We start from the raw sequence: 18,070 nt of genomic DNA, 5'->3' as shown, positions 1-18,070 counted from the left end.
CTCGTTGTATTTCAAAGATCTTATTTTTTGCGGATAACGGGAAATTGCGAAATTCGAAGGTTTGTGCAGCCGTACGGGATCAGGACAATGTCTTCTTCTTGATCCTCCGTGTCCAGCTGATAGGTAATGCTGTACGGGAGCGGGCCTGCCATCTCATTGTACACTCCCCATGACGGAATGCGCCTGGCTTTGGTTTTTATCTGTAAAGGCGCATTCTCCGGGTTCCACGGGTAATTCGACACCTGCCTGGCTACTTCCCATTTGTATTGCCCTTCCAGTTTGTTGTCAGGCGTGAAGATCAGCCCGTAGTTCCAGGGAGTGGTAGGTCGTAATTCGTTGTAAACAGAACCGTAGTCGATCGGGTCTTTGTCATTTTTCACGGTTTTCAATGATTCACCGATTTTTAATGCATAGGTCAGCGGTCCGCGTTCAATCGAAATAGAATTTTCGACCCAGGTATTTTTGAAAATATGCATGGGTAATGTCAACTCCACCACATCGCCTTTCTCCCATTCTCGGATCAGCTTCACGACCTGGTTACCATCCGGTTCCAACCACAGTTTTCCATTCACTTTAATCGACGCTTTGCGGCACCATTCAGGTATCCGCAAATGAAATGGGAACACCGAATTGGCAGATGGGGAGATGGTAAATTTGATGGTCTCTTCGAAGGGATAAGCAGTTTCTTCTTTTACCACAACCTCAATTCCGCCGGGCAGTTTGATTTTCGCTTCATTGGCGGCGTATGTCAATGCCGCTATGCCTTTGTCGGCAGTCGAATACCAGAGATTTTGTACAAATTTTGGCCAGCCCTGGTGCATATTGGATGTGCAGCAAGGATATCCGGTCAGTAACCCCGTGCAAAGATCAGTACCTCCGTGATTGACATCGAAATTGCGCTGATGCCGCGTAGTCATAACCTGGTTGGCCTGCTGAAAATACTGTCGCGTCATAAAATCGTCCGAAACCTGTGTGGGCAGCGCATTAAACGCAACTTTTTCAAGCATATCAGCATAACCCACATCGCCGGTGATTTCGAGAATGCTTTCCAGGGAAAACATCATTTCAACTGCCGAACACAACTCGGACCCTTGTGTGGGATCATTGCCGTGCAATGCTTCGTCGCCTCCATACAGCCCATGCGCCATGCCGTTGAACTTACGAATGTCTGCGAAACCTTTCTTCGTTGCGTTCAGGTATTTTTGGTCCGGGTGATGCTGGAAATATATAAGCGGCGCTTTGATGCCCTGGGCCAGGTTTACACAGTGAATGCTTCCACGTGTCGACAAGAGATCGGTGTTTAAAAATGCATTGGTATAGTCAAAAGTTTGCTCGTGGATCAGGTTGCCCAGGTCCAGTAAAAACTTGTCGCCTGTAATGTTGTAGAGCCAGTATACGATCATCAAATTATCCGCACCTCGGTATCGGGCCCAGAAAGTCCAGTGATCCAGTGGTTTAGCAGGCAGTTCTTTGAGTTGATATTTAAAATAGTTGGTCATCAATGTGATCACGCGCTTGTCAGATGTAGCGGAATAATATTGCTTTAATATTTTCAGCATCACCATTTTAGGCCACCAGTCACGGCTGTTGTCGCGCTGCACGCCTGGCTCATGACCATAGTCTTTCGACGGGCCGAAATATCCGTCGGGCTGCTGGCTGCTCAGTGCCCATTCAACCCACGGTTTCGTTTTGGCAATAAGCTCCTTATCGTCCAGAATGTAAGCCAGCGGAAGCAGGCCGTCTATCCAGTAAGGCCCTCTTTCCCACTGATCACCATCTCCACCGAGCCAGCCGTTTCGTTTGCCCATTACCAGTGGATAAAGCTCATCCAGCTTGCCCGTGGCACCGTTTTTCTGCGTGATCAGCATTGCTTTAAGCCACCCCTGTGGTTCAATCGCACCCAGGGGAAGCTCGCTGTACGGATTGGAGCGCAAAGGCGCGCGGCTGCCTGTATATGCGTTTGTTGCATTCGTACCCGTTTGCCCGGCTACCTGAAACGCTTCACTAACGGATAGAAGAAGAAAAAGTAACGTTATAGCTTTTTTCATAGGGATTTTGTCGCGCAAAAGGAAAGTGATCTTGTTACTATTATTACAAATTCTAATTCCCAGACGAACTACTGCCTAAGTCTATAAAAAGGTAGCTTTATCAAAGGTTTTCACTTAAATATGAAATATCTTACAGGACAGAATAAAGGAGGTTACTAAAAACAATTTGACTATGAAATTGATACATGCTTTACCGCTCATATTTGTTTTGGCTGCATGCAGTAAGTCGAAGGACAAACCTGCCGGTAATGAAATTCTGCAAGCGCAGGCGCAGGTTTACCTGGATGATTATAATAGTAACTACAAAAAGTTAAGCACTGCTTCTAATGAAGGCCAATGGCGGCTTAATACGCACATTGTTGTAGGGGATAGTACCGATTCCAAGGCAGCGGCGGCTTTTGATGAGGCGATTGCAAAATATACCGGCAGCACAGCGAACATTGATAGTGCAAAAAAATACCTGGCAAAAAAAGATGAGCTTAGTCCTCTTCAGGTGAAGCAATTTGAATATATATTATTTCTTGCCGGCAATAATCCCGAGACTGCCGGCCGGTTGGTGAAGGACAGAATTGATGCTTCCAATGCGCAGTTGGAAAGACTTTATGGCTTTAATTATACATTGCATGGTAAAAAGGTGTCAACCAATGACCTGGATGCTATTTTGAAGGGAGCGGCACCATTGAGTGAACATTCCCAGGCTTGGGCAGCCAGTAAGGAAGTAGGTAAGACGCTGAAAGACGGCTTGGTGCAATTGCAAACACTTCGCAATGGCTGCGTAACCCCACTGGGCTATACCGACTATTTTGCCTACCAGACCAGCGAGTACGGAATGAGCTCGAAGGAAATGATCGATTTAACCCAAAGTTTTATATCGGACGTATGGCCTTTATACCGGGAGCTGCATACCTGGGCCCGGTATGAGCTTGCCCAAAAATACCATCAGCCTGTGCCGCAATACCTACCGGCGGACTGGTTACCCAACCGGTGGGGGCAGGATTGGAGCGCGCTGGTCAATGTGGAAGGCTTGAATATTGACCCGGTATTGAAGAAAAATGGACCGGAATGGATTACCAAAAAAGGAGAGGACTTTTGGACTAGCCTGGGATTCGCTAAGTTGCCACAATCGTTCTGGGACAAATCCTCTCTTTATCCGTTGCCGGCAAACGCCAAGTTTTCAAAAAACAATCACGCATCGGCATGGCATATAGATTATGACAAGGATGTGCGTTCGTTGATGAGCGTTGAAGCGAATACGGAATGGTGGACGACTGTCTTGCACGAGCTCGGACATATTTACTATTATATGGAATATTCCAATCCTGAGGTTCCGATTGTGTTACGCGGTGGTGCCAATCGCGGGTTTCACGAGGCTTTTGGAAGTATGATCGGACTTGCTTCCCTGCAAAAACCGCTATTGGAAAATCAGAAACTGATCGCAAGAGGGGTGATGACTAACGATACTTTGAAGCTTTTGGGCGAGGCGCTTAGCTATGTAGTGAACATTCCCTGGGGCAGTGGGGTGATGACGGGTTTCGAATATGAGCTTTATGCCAACCATTTGCCCAAAGACCAATACAATTCGAAATGGTGGGAATTGGTAAAAAAATACCAGGGCATTGTGCCTCCGCATGAGCGAAAAGATGCTGACGGGTACTGCGATGCTGCTACCAAAACACACATCAATGACGATCCCGCGCAATATTATGATTACTCCATAAGCAATATCCTGTTGTTCCAGGTACATGATCACATTGCCAAAAATATCCTGAAACAAGATCCGCATGCTACTAACTACTGGGGCAGCAAGCCTACGGGCGATTTTTTACGTGTGCTCATGCGTCCGGGTGCTACCGTTGACTGGCGGGAACATTTAAAGAAAAACATTGGTAGTGAAATGAGCGCTAAACCTATGGTTGATTATTTTACTCCGTTAATGGCCTATTTAAAAAAGCAAAATGCGGGCAGGTCTTATAGCTTACCGGAAAAATTGTAATCGAATGATGGCGAGACGTTCAATCAGTAAGACGGATAAAATATTGATTTCAATCCTGATCATTCTTGTCGCTCCCTTTATTCGGTTAACCTGCCCATGTTTTTCAAAGCCACGGGCAGGTTAACACGGGTAATGTAATTTAGTAGGCGTGAGGATGGTAGGTATTCGTTACGGTTCCGTCAGCGTAAAGTTTCAGTATTGCAAATCCAGGCGGTGTTTCCTGATAATAGTTGGGTGCGGCCGATTCGGCATCACCTTTTCCCCACCAAAAACCGCTCATCGCGCCGTTGCAACAGTACTGAACGCCATTGTAAAAGGTACTATCCTGTAAATGCTGGTGCCCGCTGAGGCAAATTTTCACCTTATCTTTATGTTGGTAGAAAAGAGATTTAAGCTGTTTTGAATCTGAATGACCTCCGCCAACCAGTATAGGCGTTGCGCCCAGGATCGGGTAATGCGACATCAGCACCACGGGAGTTCCCGCAGGAAGCTGCTCCAAATCGTTTTTTAGCCAGTTGAATTGTACGTCATCCAACGAAATCTTGGAGTTATTGCCATCCAGAATGATAAAATGCCAGCCTTTTTTGGTAAAGCTATAATACCGTCCCGGCGTTTTGAGCCGCTTCACGACATAGTTTTTTCCGTACATTTCATCCTGTTCCGAAGGTGCAGCCCACCAGGGATCGTGGTTGCCGATACAGCTGTGGATTTCATAGTCCTTCAATGTTGCCGTGCATTCGTCCCATATTTTCCAATATTCCAGCATTTGTTCACGGGTAACATCTTTATAGTCAGCGGCATGAATGGAGTCGCCTCCGTTCAGGAAAAAGTCTACATCATGTTTTTTTACATCTTCAAGACATTTTTTGAACCGTGCAGGTGCATCATCGCCCGCACGTATATGTACATCAGTAATGTGCGCAACTGTGAGAACGGGTTTCTTTTTAGCCGGCGCTATCGACTCCGAAAGCGGGGCAGCAGTCGCTGCCCCTGTTATCATTCCGGCATTTTTGATCCAATTTCTTCTATTCATCATTTTCTAATTGTGGGTACCAGGTTATTGCCAGCCAAAGACTTGTTTCAAATCGGGATTGAGGAGTATTTGGGTTTGGGGTATAGGACGATAATAATATTTTGGTTCTTCAAATTTCCGGACAGCAGTTTCAGTAACCATCGTACCTCCGGCTATTCCATTTTTCAAAAATACGGTAACATCCTCGCCAATGGCGCCTGTCTTATAATAAACTAATACGGTCCCAAGGCTATTTTTTTCCTTGTTCGCCTCCGCGGGAATAGAAGTATTTTTATCAACTAAAATAATATCCGCGTGGCCATCGCCAGTCATATCGTATTTCCCGGGACCGGCAAAGTACATTCCTTCCGGTATTTTAGTGAGCAATGTACCTGCATGCCAGCGCATTAAATCGTCGTAGCGCAAGTTTTCAAACGCAAATTCAACCCTTCTTTCTCTCCTGATTTCAAGCAGTACGCCCCTGTTCGTACCGGAAGTGTTCGGATATTTTTGAACAAGAGCGGGATCGGGTTTTCCATTGGCCAAAGCCATGTTTAAATCCGGCATGCCCACTCTTTTCCGCAACATATTGACAGACAAATCCAGGTCATTTTGGGTCAATGTCCCTAGCTCAGCTTTCGCCTCTGCATAGGTTAGCAGTACTTCGGCAAAGCGGTATACCGGGAAATCGCTACTGTTTAGCACATTGTTATCGGTGCTGTTAATGTATCCTTTTAACTGATGGTACCCGGTAAAATTCTTATTTAGCCTTTGAATGTAAGGATTGGCATCCGGTACCCTGATCCATCCCGGATAAACCATGGTTTGGTTTAATCTCGGATCCCGGTTTTCAAATTCCTTCACAAACCCGAATTGCTGATAGCCCGCAATGTCGGAAAACCGGGAGCCGTCCTTCATCAGATAGGTCTGGATCAGGTCGCGGGATGGAGCTTGCTCGTAATCTCCGAAAACAACCCCATTGACATTGCCGTTTTTCTTTTTCTCTGAATCGTACACATTGGCCAGGATCACCTCGGGGTTAGATAGCAGGTTCGGACTTGCAAAAAGCGTTGCATAATCCTGTGACGGTTTTCCGCTCGAATAGATACTGAACTTTCCGGACTTGATGATGGCTTCGGAAACAGTTACGGCTGTTTGCAGGAACTGATTTGCCGTGTTTTGCAGGTTCAATTCCGTATGGTATTTTCTGTAAGTTCCTTCGTAAAGCGCTGTTCTGGCATATTGGGTCATTACTGCCCATTTTCCGGGAGTGCCCGATGGTACGCTTTCCCGCACGTTTTCAGCGGCAAAAGCAAGGTCCGCCATGATACTGTCGACTACCAACGTTCTCGGATCCTGCGGTTTATATAATTCCTTATCATCAGGGTTCAATGTTTTGGAATACCACGGAACGTCAGAAAACCGGGCTACTTTATCCAGGTAGAACTGGGCACGGTAATAGCGTGCGAGCCCTACATAATGCGCCTTGATTTGGGATGATATGTTGGCTTTGTTATAATTATCCAGAAAGTAATTGATGTTCCGCAAACGTCCCCATTCCCAGCCGCTGGTGACAGTTTGAGAGCTAGGAGCTCCCGTCATGATCACTTTTACCTCCACTGCCCCGGTTGTGGTGGCATTATCAGTATTTTGATCGTTAAGATAAGAGTTGGTGCCCGGCATGGAAACCAATCCATTGATATATAATGCAAGATCTTCTTCGGTGTTAAAGAAAGCTTCCGGTGCAATAGAGGTCTGGGGAAGGCGTTCCAGAAAATTGTCCTGACAGGCGCTCATCGCGATCATCAATAAGGACAGCATTAGTATGTTTTTTTTCATGATCATGTTGATTTAAGAAAGGTTTAGGATCAAAATTCTACGTTAAGGCCGATAGCAAACTTCCTCTGGAATGGATAAGCCCAGCCATTGCCGCTGTTAATGGATTCAGGATCAACGTATTTTTTGATCTTTGAAAACTCGAACATATTCTCACCCGATACGAAAACCCGGAAGCGGTTTATGCCATGTTTTTGTAATAAAGCTGCGGGCAGGGAATATCCAACCGTCACATTCTTGATGCGCAGATAAGCCGCGCTCAGCAGATACTTCGTCTGGGGAATGTCCAGCCCCGAGCCATAGTTAGCATCCGCCAGCCACGATTGCAGCACCGGGTAGGAGGCATCGGGATTTGCGTCAGCCAGCCCGGCTTTGATGTAAGAGGCCGAATGTTTGCTTCTGTCCTGTGCCGATTCCGAGGTTCCGCGATAGTAATCCAGGTTCCAAGGGTAAATATTGGCATAAGGCTGCTGATACGGTCCCCAGAAAAGGTAGTGATGAGGATAGTAATCTGCTTTTCCAACCCCCTGAAGAAACGCCGCCACATCAAATCCATTCCAGTCGGCGCTCAAATTAAAGCCAATCCGGTAGCGCGCCGTTGAATTCCCGATCACCGACATGTCCTTTGGATTCTTTTGGGACAAACCCTTTGTAATCCGGCCATCTCCGTCGAGGTCCTTGTATTTTGGCCAGCCCGGAACAATGGACAATGCACCCCAGGGGATAATATCGGTTTCGTCCAGCTTGCTTATTTCATCCGTGTTTTTGAAATGTCCGTCGTTTGTGAGCCCCCATATTTCTCCAAGTTCCGCTCCCTGGCGGTAGGAAGAAAACAATTGCTGCTCATTTTTGAACTTAGTAATGTGTGAGCGTGAATCAGAGAGGATTAATTTGGCATTGAAAGACAAAGGCTTCGCGCCTACGTTGTAAGAATCATTGAAACCCATTGTAAACTCCCAACCTTTGGTACGCAGGTCAGCTGCATTTTGACTTGGTACCGTTGTCCCCAGCACCCCTGGCAACTCCTGTCCCGCTGTAAGCATACCTTTGGTATCCCGCAAGTAATAGTCAAATGCAAAAGTCAACCGGTCACTTAATACACCCAGATCTGCCCCGAAGTTGATGGTAGAAACCCTCTCCCAGGTGTAATTTCTGGGATCAATGTAGAGTGACGGTGCATTGCCAATAACAGTTTGCTGTCCTCCGTTGATGAGGTTGTTCGACAGTCCGGTTGGCAATGTCTGCCGAAAGCTGTAATAACCCACGTTCTGGTTTCCAAGATCACCATATGATGCCCGTAATTTAAGTGTCGGGATAAATGGAAGTGCTTCTTTGATGAAAGATTCAGAACTGGCTATCCATGCAGCTGAAACAGACGGGAAAAATCCCCAGCGGTTGCTCACCGGAAAGCGTGAGGAACCATCGTACCTGCCGTTGAATTCGACAATGTAGCGATCCTTCAAAGTATAATTTAACCGGCCAAAAAAGCTGCGGGTAGCATAAGAATCGTACGTACTTCCTACGAAAGCGTCTCCGCTTGTAAGGCCAATGAAAGGGAGCGAAGACGATATCAGCGTATTTCTGGTTGCATCTATTTTTGCCCACTCATACATTTCCTGGTTATAGCCACCCAGTAAACTGATCCGGCTTGTTCCGAATGTTTTGGTATAGTTTGCAAACAAATCCAGTACGTTGTTGACGAGCGTACCATTGGTTTCGTTGACCGATCCGTTCCCGCCTTCTGCTCTGACATCCTGCGGCCCGTAGCCGATTAAGAATTTTTTGGTATCCGTATGCTGTTTCCAGGATTCCCTTTTAAAGCTGGCTGATCCCGTAACCGTCAGGTCCCCATTGAGCGCAGTCACAATTCCGCGGAGGATGTTTTGAAAACCAAACATGTCCTGCCTGTTTTTTCCTCCGTCCGTCAGCCGTGCCGCCAGCCTGCCTGCGCCAGTGTTTGCCCAGGTACCGTCGGGGTTTTTGGCAACGTCGGTGGGTTGGAGATAATAGAGATCAGTAATGCTCGTGCTCGGTACCGCTCTTTCTGTTTTATAAATCGAAAGGTTATTGTCAAATTTCAGCCATTTGAGAGGTGAAAAATCAAGGCGTACCCGCGAAGAGTAGCGGTTCCAGTAGTCGTCAGCCAGTTTGTTGAGGCCGTTTTCCTTATTGTAATCGGCAGATACATAGTACCCGACCACTTTGTCATTAGCTGTTTTGGCGCTGCCTGTCAGGGAGAGGCTGTGGTTTTGAGAAAGGCTCTGTTTGTTGAAAAAATAGTCATACCAATTATTGGCACCCATATAGGCCCAGCGTGTCGGGTCACTTGGGTTCAGACGTGTATCAGGTACCGACGGATCTTCTGAACGCTGTTTGGCCCATTGATAATGCTCGTCCGAATAGTTCACGTAGTCCCAGGGCGTATTGTCCGTGGAAGTTTCCAGCACGCGTGAATAAATGTACGGATCCGTTACAGGCTGGGGGAGAACGGTGGACCTGCCCCAGGAGAAGAAATTATTATAACTGATGGCCTGTTTGCCTTTGCCACCCTGCTTGGTTGTGACCAGTACCACACCGAAAGCGGCTCGTGCACCGTAAATGGCCGCCGAAGCAGCGTCCCTGAGCACGGAAAAACTGGCTATGTCGGAAGGGTTTAGTCGAAGTAAATCGTTGCTACTTGCGGCCGCGATACCATCGATGACAAACAATGGCTCCCCACCATTGATGGAAGTAAACCCTCGTATGTTGAAGTTAGGGGTTGTGCCCGGTGCGCCGCCGCTGTAAGTAATGTTCAGTCCCGGGCTGATACCCTGCAAGCCCTGCATGACATTGGCAATGGGGCGTGCTTCAAATTGTTTTCCGGAAATCTGGTCCACTGCGCCGGTAATGTTTACTTTCTTTTCGGTACCATACCCGATCACGACCATTTCGTCGAGGTTGGCGGCATCCTGCTGCAAGGAAACGGTTATTTCATTTCGTCCGCGAAGAGGTTCTTCCACGGTTTTGTACCCAATGAACGAAAACACGAGAACAGCATTTTCTGACGCAACTGTTAAAGAATACTTACCATTTTGGTCGGTTGTGGTTCCCGTTTGAGTGCCTTTTACCAACACATTCACACCCGGCAACCGATCCCTGCCATCGCTTACTTCGCCCTTTACTTTCACACTTTGCGCAAATAGGGTATTTGCGCATCCGGCAAAAATCGCCAGGCAGCAGTTTAAAAAAATCAACTTTTCAATGTTCCTGCATTTCAGTAGACTTCGCATCATATTTATTGTTTAGAGTTAAAAGGAATATTCAGGGGTTATTTGGGGTGCAAATGTCAGGGTTGAAGATTACCTCAATGTTAACAAATGGTTATCAGTCTGTAAACATAAATTAATTGAACGTTCATTTAATCTATTGAAATGCTAATGTATGATTTAATCGAAAAATCTGCTATATTGCTTAGTAAATTTTTTATAGGAGCATTATCGATGGGAAGAAAGAGCCTCAAAGAAACCCGGCAGAAAGAAATCATAAAGGAGTTTTATAAACTCGCCAAAAAGGAAGGATTAGAGAATACGTCTATTGCCAAGATCGCCAAGAAGATGGAGATCAATCCCAGCCTGATCATCCATTATTTCCAAACCCGCGAGGATCTCGTATACGGGCTGATCGAGTTCATACTGGATAAATACCAATTGATTTATAAGACAAGTCCCAAGAAGACAACCGATTCAAGGGCGGCACTGCTTGAAATAATTGACAACCTTTTTTCGAAAAAATGGAACGCGCTCTTCGATGACGGGCTGTTTTACAGCTGCTACTCGCTGACTTTCAGAGAAGCGAAAATCAGGGATAGCTATAAAAAACTACTGGACTCCCTCCGTGAGAAGCTGGGCCAATACATCCGGCAATGTATGGAGGAGGGCATTTTACTTGCCGATAATGTGGAAGCCGTGGCGGACAGCATTTTTGTGCTCGTCGACGGGGCTTATTTTTATTTGAGCCTTGTGAGCGACAAGAAGGAGTATGAGGAAAAGCTTAACAAATACAAAGAGCAAGCCATCGCATTGTTGTGCCTCTCGGAGGTTGCGGTCTTACCGGACTGATTGTGTAAAGTAGCGTCTGGCGATGGCAAAGATCCCAATGAGCAGCCAGATCAGATTGACGGTCAGATTGGGGTGGTCGCCCTGGTGTGCAGAGTCTATGATCAGCCCTGTGGCCCCTAAAACATTGAACAGATGAAAATTATAACCATTGGACCTGAAAATTCCAGCGGCGAGCAGCAGATAGGCGAAGACATAAAAAACAACTCCTGCCCAGCCAATTATTTGAACTAATGTATCATTATCCATACTAACTTATGCGGCAAATGAGGCCCCAAGATCTGGAAATCTTTTAGTTATTTCGACATCTTGGGACCAAAATTGCACTTCGCATTTTTATCATTTCAATGTTCCTGCCTTCATTTCGTTGAGGTCTTTTTCCATGGAAGTCCACGACATACCTGTTACTTTTTGCGCTTCTACCGCCTTGGTTTGCCATTCTATGGATTCATTTTTGCGGCCTAGTTTGTATAGAAGGTGAGCATACGTATCTATATATGCGGGATTCCCCAGCGGGAGATGCTGCTTATCCTTGCGCAGCTCTTCATGCCATTCCATAGACCGTCTCGACCACATTAATGCCCGTTCCAGGTCCCTGGGGTTATTATTCATTTGATAATAGTGCCAGGCATGTTCATTCAGTTCAATGTGAAAAGTCTGGGATGGTGGGGCAAAACGAACAGCCTGCTTCTCGCCGGGAGGGCCGACCGGCGTTTGTGCCACCCGGTTTTTCTCGAAGGCAGCCGCATCCATCCGTTTTAATGAATCTACCGTCATCAGAAGATGGGTCTGGTCCAACAGTTGCCGACATTCGTTGAAGTATGAAGTAGTATCCTTAACCTCATAGTAATACCTGATCATATTACGCTGGAAATAGAGCCTGCCCATTACATAGTTCTCCCGAAAGATTTGCTGCGAGTAATTCGCAGCCTGATAGGCAAGTTGCTGGTTTTTAGTTTCAACAGCTTTCTTAAATGTGTTGTTAATGATACCATTGTTGAACGCGACCGCTTCATGCGCGGGAACCGACCGGTACATGCTATCGATCATTCTGTGCTGGCCCAAGGCCTGGATCAACCTATATGCCCGGCTGTCGAGTGCTGGTCCCTGCTGATATATGAATTTTACAACATAGAAATTGGTCAGCGAATCCACAGGCAATTTTCCTACGTATTCGTCCAGTAGATCGTTGGTTGGCATATGTGATTCCCGCCGTTTTTGAATAAATGCTTTTAGGAATGCGCCAGACCTTTCGCCGCGTTGATATTCCTGTTCGAATTCACTGAGTTGTTTGCCTCCCTTCCGGCTGATTGCCTCTTGTGCGTATTCCAGATAGGTGTTAGAATAGCTCGTGGACCCGTTGAAGCGGTTCAATACATTGCCTTCCGAATCAACATAAAGTGAGACGAGCGCCCCTTTGATATGAAATTTCTCGGCCAGTTTCTTTCCATTTTCGGAAGCCACATCGCTTTGGATGGCAATAAAATTATCCTGAAAAACCTTTTTTAAAACCGGGCCTGCAAAGCCTTTGTTGGCCACTTCGTTACATTGTTCACATTCGGTTCCCCAGAGGTGAATGAACAGTAGTTTTTTCTCCTTTTTAGCAATTTTTGAAAGTTGTTCCCAACTGGTATTTTCGGAGACAAAGGAAATTTGACCATTGCACTGAAAAGTAACAAAGAGGGCGGTAAGTAGTAGTAATTGTTTCATGACCGTAAAGTTTGTAGAAGTAACCTTAATTTACGGAAAGTTACAAAAAGTAGAGGTTTTACTGTTTTTGTTGTGGAATTTATTGAGTGGGTAAGAATACGAGATAAGTATAGATATTGCCCCTGAGGAAGAATTCATAAGTTTTTTCCCAATCTGCACCCTTGCCCCAGCCTATCATCGAAGACACAATTTTAGTATGGGTTTGATCAAGAGGAAACAGTTGTATTACTTCCTGAAGGTTTTGGTCTTCGTCCTGGACTTTCTTCGTAAAGTTATCGCTAGTAGAGAGTCACTCGCTCCTCAAACTTCTTACCGGATTAACAAGCGCTGCTTTGACCGTATGAAAACCGACGGTAATAAATGTGATTAAGACCGCCGCTGCCGCCACGCCGGCAAAAACCCAAATACTCAGCTGGATACGCTCCGGATAGTTGGCCAGCCATTGCTGCATACCAAACCAAGCCAGCGGTATCGCGATCAACAAGGCTACGCCGACGAGTTTGACAAAATCACGGGACAAAACGAAAATGATTCCCGGAATGCTCGCACCCATTACTTTACGGATGCCGATTTCTTTGGTGCGCTGCTCGATCACCATCAATGCTATGGCAAAAAGGCCGAGGCAGGAAAGAAATATGGCAATTCCAGACGCCAGGCTGCATATTTGCGAAAGTCGTCTTTCATTTTCATACCAGCCCGCCAGATTTTCATCCAGGAATGTGCCCATAAATTCGGTTTGGGGCGCTACCTGTGTCCACACGCTTTTCAGTTTTTCCAGTGAGCCTTCGAGATTGTGAGGCGCTACCCGTACTAAAATATAATAGATCGATTCAGAGCCGGAAATGTGCATGGTGAGCGGCATCCGGTCATCGGCCAGTGAGTACAAGTGAAAGTCGGGTATCACGCCAATGATCTGGGATTTGGTGCCGGAGGTGTCGGCATCGTCGCCGAGGAGCATCCCGACCGGGTTTTTCTCGCCGATCATCTTCGCCATACTTTCTGATATGATCACCCGGTTGGTCGAATCTGCTGCGAATGAACTGTCAAAATCACGGCCTGCTTTTACTTTAATGTTCAATGTTTTGAGATAGTCAAAATCGATCAGCAGCCAGTCGGTCGCCACATCTTTTCCTTTGTACTTGAAACCGGCGATCGACCGTGAGCTCACGCGATCCTTGCCTTTGCCTAAGTTGACGCCCGTACCTGTGATCGAGATAATAGCGGGATCGCTTGCCAATGTATTGCGCATTCGTGCCAGGATTTGCCGCCCATTCAACTGGTTTCCGACAGGTATGCTGATCACCTGCTCTTTCTGAAAGCCAAGCGGGACCGATTGCATGTGATCGACCTGCTGAACTGCGATAATGGTGCAGCAAACGAGCAATGTAGAAATGGAGAACTGTGTGACAATCAACGAATTGCGCAGTATACCTGGCTTTTTCATCGAAACTTTGCCTTTGAGCACTTCCACGGCATTGAACTTGGCCATTTGCCACGCAGGATAGCCGCCTGCAATGAAGGTTACTACTGCGAAAACGCCGAGGATCAGCATTACAAAACCTGGTTTTAGCATGTATTCAAACGTCAGGTTGCTGCCAAAAGTCGCGTTGAAAGCCGACAGACTTGCCCAGGTAAGCAATGCACCTCCCAGAAAACCGACCAGGCAGATCATCGTAGTTTCGCCCCAGATCTGCACAAATAGCTGTTTTTTCAGTGCGCCAAGTGACTTGCGTACGCCCACTTCCCTTGCTCTGGTGAACGAGCGTGCAATGCTGAGATTGATAAAATTAATGCAGGCGATCAGCAGTATAAAAAACGCAATGGCCAGCAGGGTATAGATCAATGCGATTGGCGCACCTTTTCCACCGGAGATTTCCCTGTCAAAATGGACTTTGCCGAGGTTTTGCAGACGTACTGCGAAAATGTCACCAAACTGGTCCGGTTTAGCGCCTTTTTCACGAAGCTCTTTGATAGTTCCTGCGAAGTATTTTTTTGAGAATGCCTTCAAACGCATTTCAAACGCAGCATGCTCTACATTGGCGGGCAGTTTGATGAAAAGTGCGTGAGAGTTCGCTGCCCAGTTATTTTTATCACTGGCATAGTTGTCACCGTTTTCGATCCTGATTAGCGCATCATACTGGATCGACGAATTGCTGGGTACATCCTCGGAAACGCCGGTAACCACATAGTCTTTCCTGTTGCTGCCACTGCCGACCGCCAGCGATTTGCCCATCGGATCTTCACTGCCAAATATCGCCTCGGCCATGTTCCGGCTGATCACAATATTGCCCAGGTTGTTGAGCACATTAACTTTATTGCCCTGCAGAAGTTTGAAAGAGAATATGTCGAAAAAATCCGGGTCCGTCATCACGACCAGCTTGTCAAAATATTTGCCATTCACCTCGACCGTACTTTTCCGGCCTGACATCACCCTTGCAAATCCTTCTATTTCAGGATAATCGGCTTCAAGCGCAGGTCCCACGGGCAGTGACATAGCTCCCTGACGTTCAGTACCGTCGGGATTATTGGAGACGAAATAGGTTTTAAAAATCCGGTCGCGGTCTTCGTGAAATGAGTCAAATGTGAGCTGCAGGTACGAAACCAGAAACAAAAAAACGCAAATGCAGAACGCGACCGACAGGCCGGTGACATTAACGGTGGTGTAGCCCTTGCTCTTCCAAAGGTTACGAAATGCGATTGTAAGGTAATTGCGGAGCATACCGGGATGAAGGAAAAAGGGTGATGGATAGGGGTTGAGAACGTAGGTTTTAGCCGGGGTCTCTGCCTTTCTGGTGAGAAAGTAGGGTCGGACAAACTTTAAAACTTCGATAATGTATTTCCTGCGGGCTTTTGCTTCGCCATTTTTCGCGATTTCCTCCATGAATTGCTCATACAGGTCGCCCAGAAGCTCTTCGGTAAGATCGGGCGGGCACACAGCCACGAGGAGGCGGCTTGCCCATTGAGGTGGCTGAGGATTTGGGTTCATGTTTTTCATCTGGGAGAAAGGGAAATACCGGGTATGGCATCATAAAGCTCATTGCGCACCTGGCGGATGTTGTCCAGCGTTTGTTGCCCCGAAGCTGTGACTCGGAACATTCTTTTTCGTCGCCCGCCGCGGGATGCAGTCGCGCCGCCCAGCTCAGAGCTGAGCAATCCTTTTTCTTCCAGCCGGTACAATGCAACGTGCACACCGCTGAGGCTTATGCTGCGGTTGGTGCGTTGTTTTAGTTCCGAAACGATGGTAAGGCCGTATGCACCGTCTTCCAGGACAGCTGTTGCCAGCAGTACCAGTTCCTCGAATTCTCCCAGGTAAGATCTCTCCATTTTTAAGGTTATGAGCGCAGATTCTATTTCTCTGTTATTTGCTAAACAAATAGTGTGCCCAAGAATAGAAATCCCCTTTATAGCCTATATAGGCTGTTTTTATATTCTTCGGATCAAAAAACTTGTTCGCGAACGGACAGTATTTGTACGCTCGCGGTCAGGTGGAAAGGCTAGACGGTAATAGTTCAGGAAATCCTTTTAAGCAGATCTTCCCGATAAAATTCTCCGATCGGAATCTCGGTCTTGTCGATCAGGACGCGGTTTCGCTCAATGCTCTCTATTTTTGCCAAAGCAATGATAAATGACCGGTGTATCCTTACAAACTGGTTGGCCGGCAGTTTTTCCATCAGGCTGCTTAGCGAAGCTTGCGTTGTGATCTGGCTCTGGCGGGTATGGATCATGATGTACTCTTTCTTACCCTCAATAAACAGGATTTCCTGTAAATCGATGCGTACCGTTTTGCTGCCCGATTTAATAAAAATATGCCCGTCGAGCGGTTTTGCTTCGTTCGGGCCGTCCTTCCGAAGCCTTGTTTCAGACCATTGCGCCTGTACTTTTTGTACTGCCGCCAGAAATCGGTTGAATGGAATGGGTTTGAGGAGATAATCCACCACATTCAGTTCGAAAGCATCAACGGCAAATTGCGGGTAGGCCGTCGTCAGGATCACAAGTGGCGGGTTTTTCAATGTCTGAAGAAACTGCAATCCATTTAGCCCAGGCATTTCAATGTCAAGAAAAAGTACATCGACTGAGTTTCGCGATAAAAAATCCAGCGCCTGCATGGGTGTTGCGCACAGCTGCGCGAGATGCAGGAACGGTACCCGCTCAATATTAGCCTCCATTACTTCCAGGGCCAGCCTTTCATCGTCTACTACGAGGCATTGGATTTTCGTCATTGCAAATCAAAAGTCAATGAAAGCGTGGTTTGAAAGCTTTCGTCGGTTTGGTGAAAATACAACTGATAGCGGTTTGGATACAAATGGATAAGGCGGCGTTCCAGATTAGCCAGCCCGATCCCGCCCGTTGCGACCATTGGTTTTGTTCCAATTCCATTACTGGTTTGCAATGTGATATTATTTCCCGTCGCCAAAAGTGAAATGGAAGCGAATCCGGCCCCGTGTTTAAATACGTTTTCGATAATGGGCATTAATAGCAATGGTTCCAGGAAGATTTTCTCAACGTCTCCTTTTACTTCAAAATTCAATGGAAAATCCAGCGGCAGTCGCAGCCTTTGTAATGCGAGAAAATGTTCGATCATTTCCACTTCTTTCGCGAGGTTTACCCGGTCTTCATTTGTTTCATAAAGTACATATCGCATCAGCTGCGAAAGCTGCATGATCCCCGACGAAGTTTCCGCGGATTGCTTGATGGCCAATCCATAAAGCGCATTCAATGTATTGAACAGGAAATGTGGATTCAGCTGAGAACGCAGGAAAGCCAGCTCGGTTTTTAGATGCGTATTTTCAAGCTCCTTTGTTTTTTGCTGAAAGGAAAACCAGTCGATGGAAAACCGCGCGATGCAAGCAAATCCTGCGAACATTAACAATTCGAATGACCTCAAAACAAACTGTTCCTGGTAGGGTAATGGAAATGGAGCGGCGTCGGGGCCAAGATACCAATTTCGCAATGCATGGTAGGCGGGAATAAAGAGAAGCACCAGGCCCAGTATAGTGGCAACATTGAGCAGCAGGAACCGGGGGACTTTCATCTTCGCCAGCAGGGTAGGAATAAAGTAGCGATAATTGGCGTAGAAGACGATCATTTCCGCGATGATATGAATGCTCGGGTGGCCAATTAAAAAGTTAACTCCCTGATAATTATTGATATAAATCGCAAACAGCAGATAAACCAACCAAACCATGCAATGAAACAGCGCAGGGAGGTAATAGGGCAGGGGTTTGTAAAAAAGCTGTTGAAACCGGTTTTGCATAATTGGTAAAATTACTGAATAAGCATTCCATTTTCTTATCCGGCCCCCAGACTGGCATTTCGGATAGCCAGACGCCATTTTTGAAACCTTCAAATTGCGAATCGTGCTGCATTCTGTGTCGAA

General features: G+C 46.6%; 12 protein-coding genes. 2 read left to right on the top strand and 10 right to left on the bottom strand.

The features are described from left to right. Positions 1 to 20: 20 nt before the first annotated feature. On the bottom strand, positions 21 to 2,048 hold the full coding sequence (locus ON006_RS13205; RefSeq protein ID WP_244820262.1) for a beta-L-arabinofuranosidase domain-containing protein: 2,028 nt from the start codon (positions 2,046 to 2,048) through the stop codon (positions 21 to 23). Between the two features lie 172 nt (positions 2,049 to 2,220). On the opposite strand from ON006_RS13205, the gene ON006_RS13200 reads away from it, so the two are divergent. Beyond that, entirely contained in the window at positions 2,221 to 4,041 is a 1,821-nt protein-coding gene (locus ON006_RS13200; RefSeq protein ID WP_244820261.1) for a M2 family metallopeptidase, read from the top strand. Positions 4,042 to 4,180: 139 nt separating this feature from the next. Here ON006_RS13200 and ON006_RS13195 read toward each other — a convergent pair whose 3' ends face one another. From ON006_RS13195 to ON006_RS13185, 3 genes are read right to left on the bottom strand one after another with little or no spacing between them, the layout of a single operon-like run. Continuing rightward, positions 4,181 to 5,041 carry a metallophosphoesterase family protein gene (locus ON006_RS13195; protein WP_244820260.1) on the bottom strand — a complete coding sequence of 287 codons (861 nt, stop codon included), beginning with the start codon at positions 5,039 to 5,041 and terminating at the stop codon, positions 4,181 to 4,183. Positions 5,042 to 5,098: 57 nt separating this feature from the next. Continuing rightward, complete coding sequence (locus ON006_RS13190) at positions 5,099 to 6,892, bottom strand: RagB/SusD family nutrient uptake outer membrane protein (RefSeq protein WP_244820259.1); 1,794 nt, start codon at positions 6,890 to 6,892, stop codon at positions 5,099 to 5,101. 29 nt (positions 6,893 to 6,921) lie between these two features. Then, the gene (locus ON006_RS13185; protein ID WP_244820258.1) at positions 6,922 to 10,161 is read right to left on the bottom strand and encodes a SusC/RagA family TonB-linked outer membrane protein; all 3,240 of its coding nucleotides are present in this window, start codon (positions 10,159 to 10,161) and stop codon (positions 6,922 to 6,924) included. Between the two features lie 207 nt (positions 10,162 to 10,368). On the opposite strand from ON006_RS13185, the gene ON006_RS13180 reads away from it, so the two are divergent. Then, entirely contained in the window at positions 10,369 to 10,986 is a 618-nt protein-coding gene (locus ON006_RS13180; protein ID WP_244820257.1) for a TetR family transcriptional regulator, read from the top strand. Here the strand turns inward: ON006_RS13180 and ON006_RS13175 are convergent. The 6 genes from ON006_RS13175 to ON006_RS13150 all read right to left on the bottom strand — a co-directional run bounded on the left by ON006_RS13175 (position 10,975) and on the right by ON006_RS13150 (position 17,947). Then, positions 10,975 to 11,232, bottom strand: coding sequence for a CBU_0592 family membrane protein (locus ON006_RS13175; protein WP_244820256.1), 258 nt, complete (start codon positions 11,230 to 11,232; stop codon positions 10,975 to 10,977). The two genes, ON006_RS13180 and ON006_RS13175, sit on opposite strands and share 12 nt — an antisense overlap. Before the next feature lie 90 nt (positions 11,233 to 11,322). Further along, positions 11,323 to 12,693, bottom strand: a complete 1,371-nt coding sequence (locus ON006_RS13170) for a thioredoxin domain-containing protein (protein ID WP_244820255.1) — start codon at positions 12,691 to 12,693, stop codon at positions 11,323 to 11,325. 289 nt (positions 12,694 to 12,982) lie between these two features. After that, positions 12,983 to 15,679 (bottom strand): FtsX-like permease family protein, encoded by a 2,697-nt coding sequence (locus tag ON006_RS13165; protein ID WP_244820254.1) that lies wholly within the window; start codon positions 15,677 to 15,679, stop codon positions 12,983 to 12,985. Between the two features lie 5 nt (positions 15,680 to 15,684). Continuing rightward, complete coding sequence (locus ON006_RS13160; protein ID WP_244820253.1) at positions 15,685 to 16,017, bottom strand: PadR family transcriptional regulator; 333 nt, start codon at positions 16,015 to 16,017, stop codon at positions 15,685 to 15,687. A 185-nt stretch (positions 16,018 to 16,202) separates the two neighbouring features. Beyond that, complete coding sequence (locus ON006_RS13155; RefSeq protein WP_244820252.1) at positions 16,203 to 16,913, bottom strand: LytR/AlgR family response regulator transcription factor; 711 nt, start codon at positions 16,911 to 16,913, stop codon at positions 16,203 to 16,205. Further along, complete coding sequence (locus ON006_RS13150) at positions 16,910 to 17,947, bottom strand: sensor histidine kinase (protein ID WP_244820251.1); 1,038 nt, start codon at positions 17,945 to 17,947, stop codon at positions 16,910 to 16,912. Before ON006_RS13150 ends, ON006_RS13155 begins: the two co-directional genes overlap by 4 nt. Between the last annotated feature and the right edge of the window lie 123 nt (positions 17,948 to 18,070).

It is taken from the genome of Dyadobacter pollutisoli (assembly GCF_026625565.1).
GTDB classification, from domain to species: Bacteria; Bacteroidota; Bacteroidia; order Cytophagales; family Spirosomataceae; genus Dyadobacter; species Dyadobacter pollutisoli.
Note: the sequence above shows the minus strand (reverse complement) of the source record. Positions and strands in the feature narration are given on the sequence as shown.

Coding starts and splice junctions, on each gene's coding strand:
- ON006_RS13205 (WP_244820262.1), bottom strand. CDS start 2,048: ATGAAAAAAGCTATAACGTTACTTTTTCTTCTTCTATCCGTTAGTGAA.
- ON006_RS13200 (WP_244820261.1), top strand. CDS start 2,221: ATGAAATTGATACATGCTTTACCGCTCATATTTGTTTTGGCTGCATGC.
- ON006_RS13195 (WP_244820260.1), bottom strand. CDS start 5,041: ATGATAACAGGGGCAGCGACTGCTGCCCCGCTTTCGGAGTCGATAGCG.
- ON006_RS13190 (WP_244820259.1), bottom strand. CDS start 6,892: ATGAAAAAAAACATACTAATGCTGTCCTTATTGATGATCGCGATGAGC.
- ON006_RS13185 (WP_244820258.1), bottom strand. CDS start 10,161: ATGATGCGAAGTCTACTGAAATGCAGGAACATTGAAAAGTTGATTTTT.
- ON006_RS13180 (WP_244820257.1), top strand. CDS start 10,369: ATGGGAAGAAAGAGCCTCAAAGAAACCCGGCAGAAAGAAATCATAAAG.
- ON006_RS13175 (WP_244820256.1), bottom strand. CDS start 11,232: ATGGATAATGATACATTAGTTCAAATAATTGGCTGGGCAGGAGTTGTT.
- ON006_RS13170 (WP_244820255.1), bottom strand. CDS start 12,693: ATGAAACAATTACTACTACTTACCGCCCTCTTTGTTACTTTTCAGTGC.
- ON006_RS13165 (WP_244820254.1), bottom strand. CDS start 15,679: ATGAACCCAAATCCTCAGCCACCTCAATGGGCAAGCCGCCTCCTCGTG.
- ON006_RS13160 (WP_244820253.1), bottom strand. CDS start 16,017: ATGGAGAGATCTTACCTGGGAGAATTCGAGGAACTGGTACTGCTGGCA.
- ON006_RS13155 (WP_244820252.1), bottom strand. CDS start 16,913: ATGACGAAAATCCAATGCCTCGTAGTAGACGATGAAAGGCTGGCCCTG.
- ON006_RS13150 (WP_244820251.1), bottom strand. CDS start 17,947: ATGCAAAACCGGTTTCAACAGCTTTTTTACAAACCCCTGCCCTATTAC.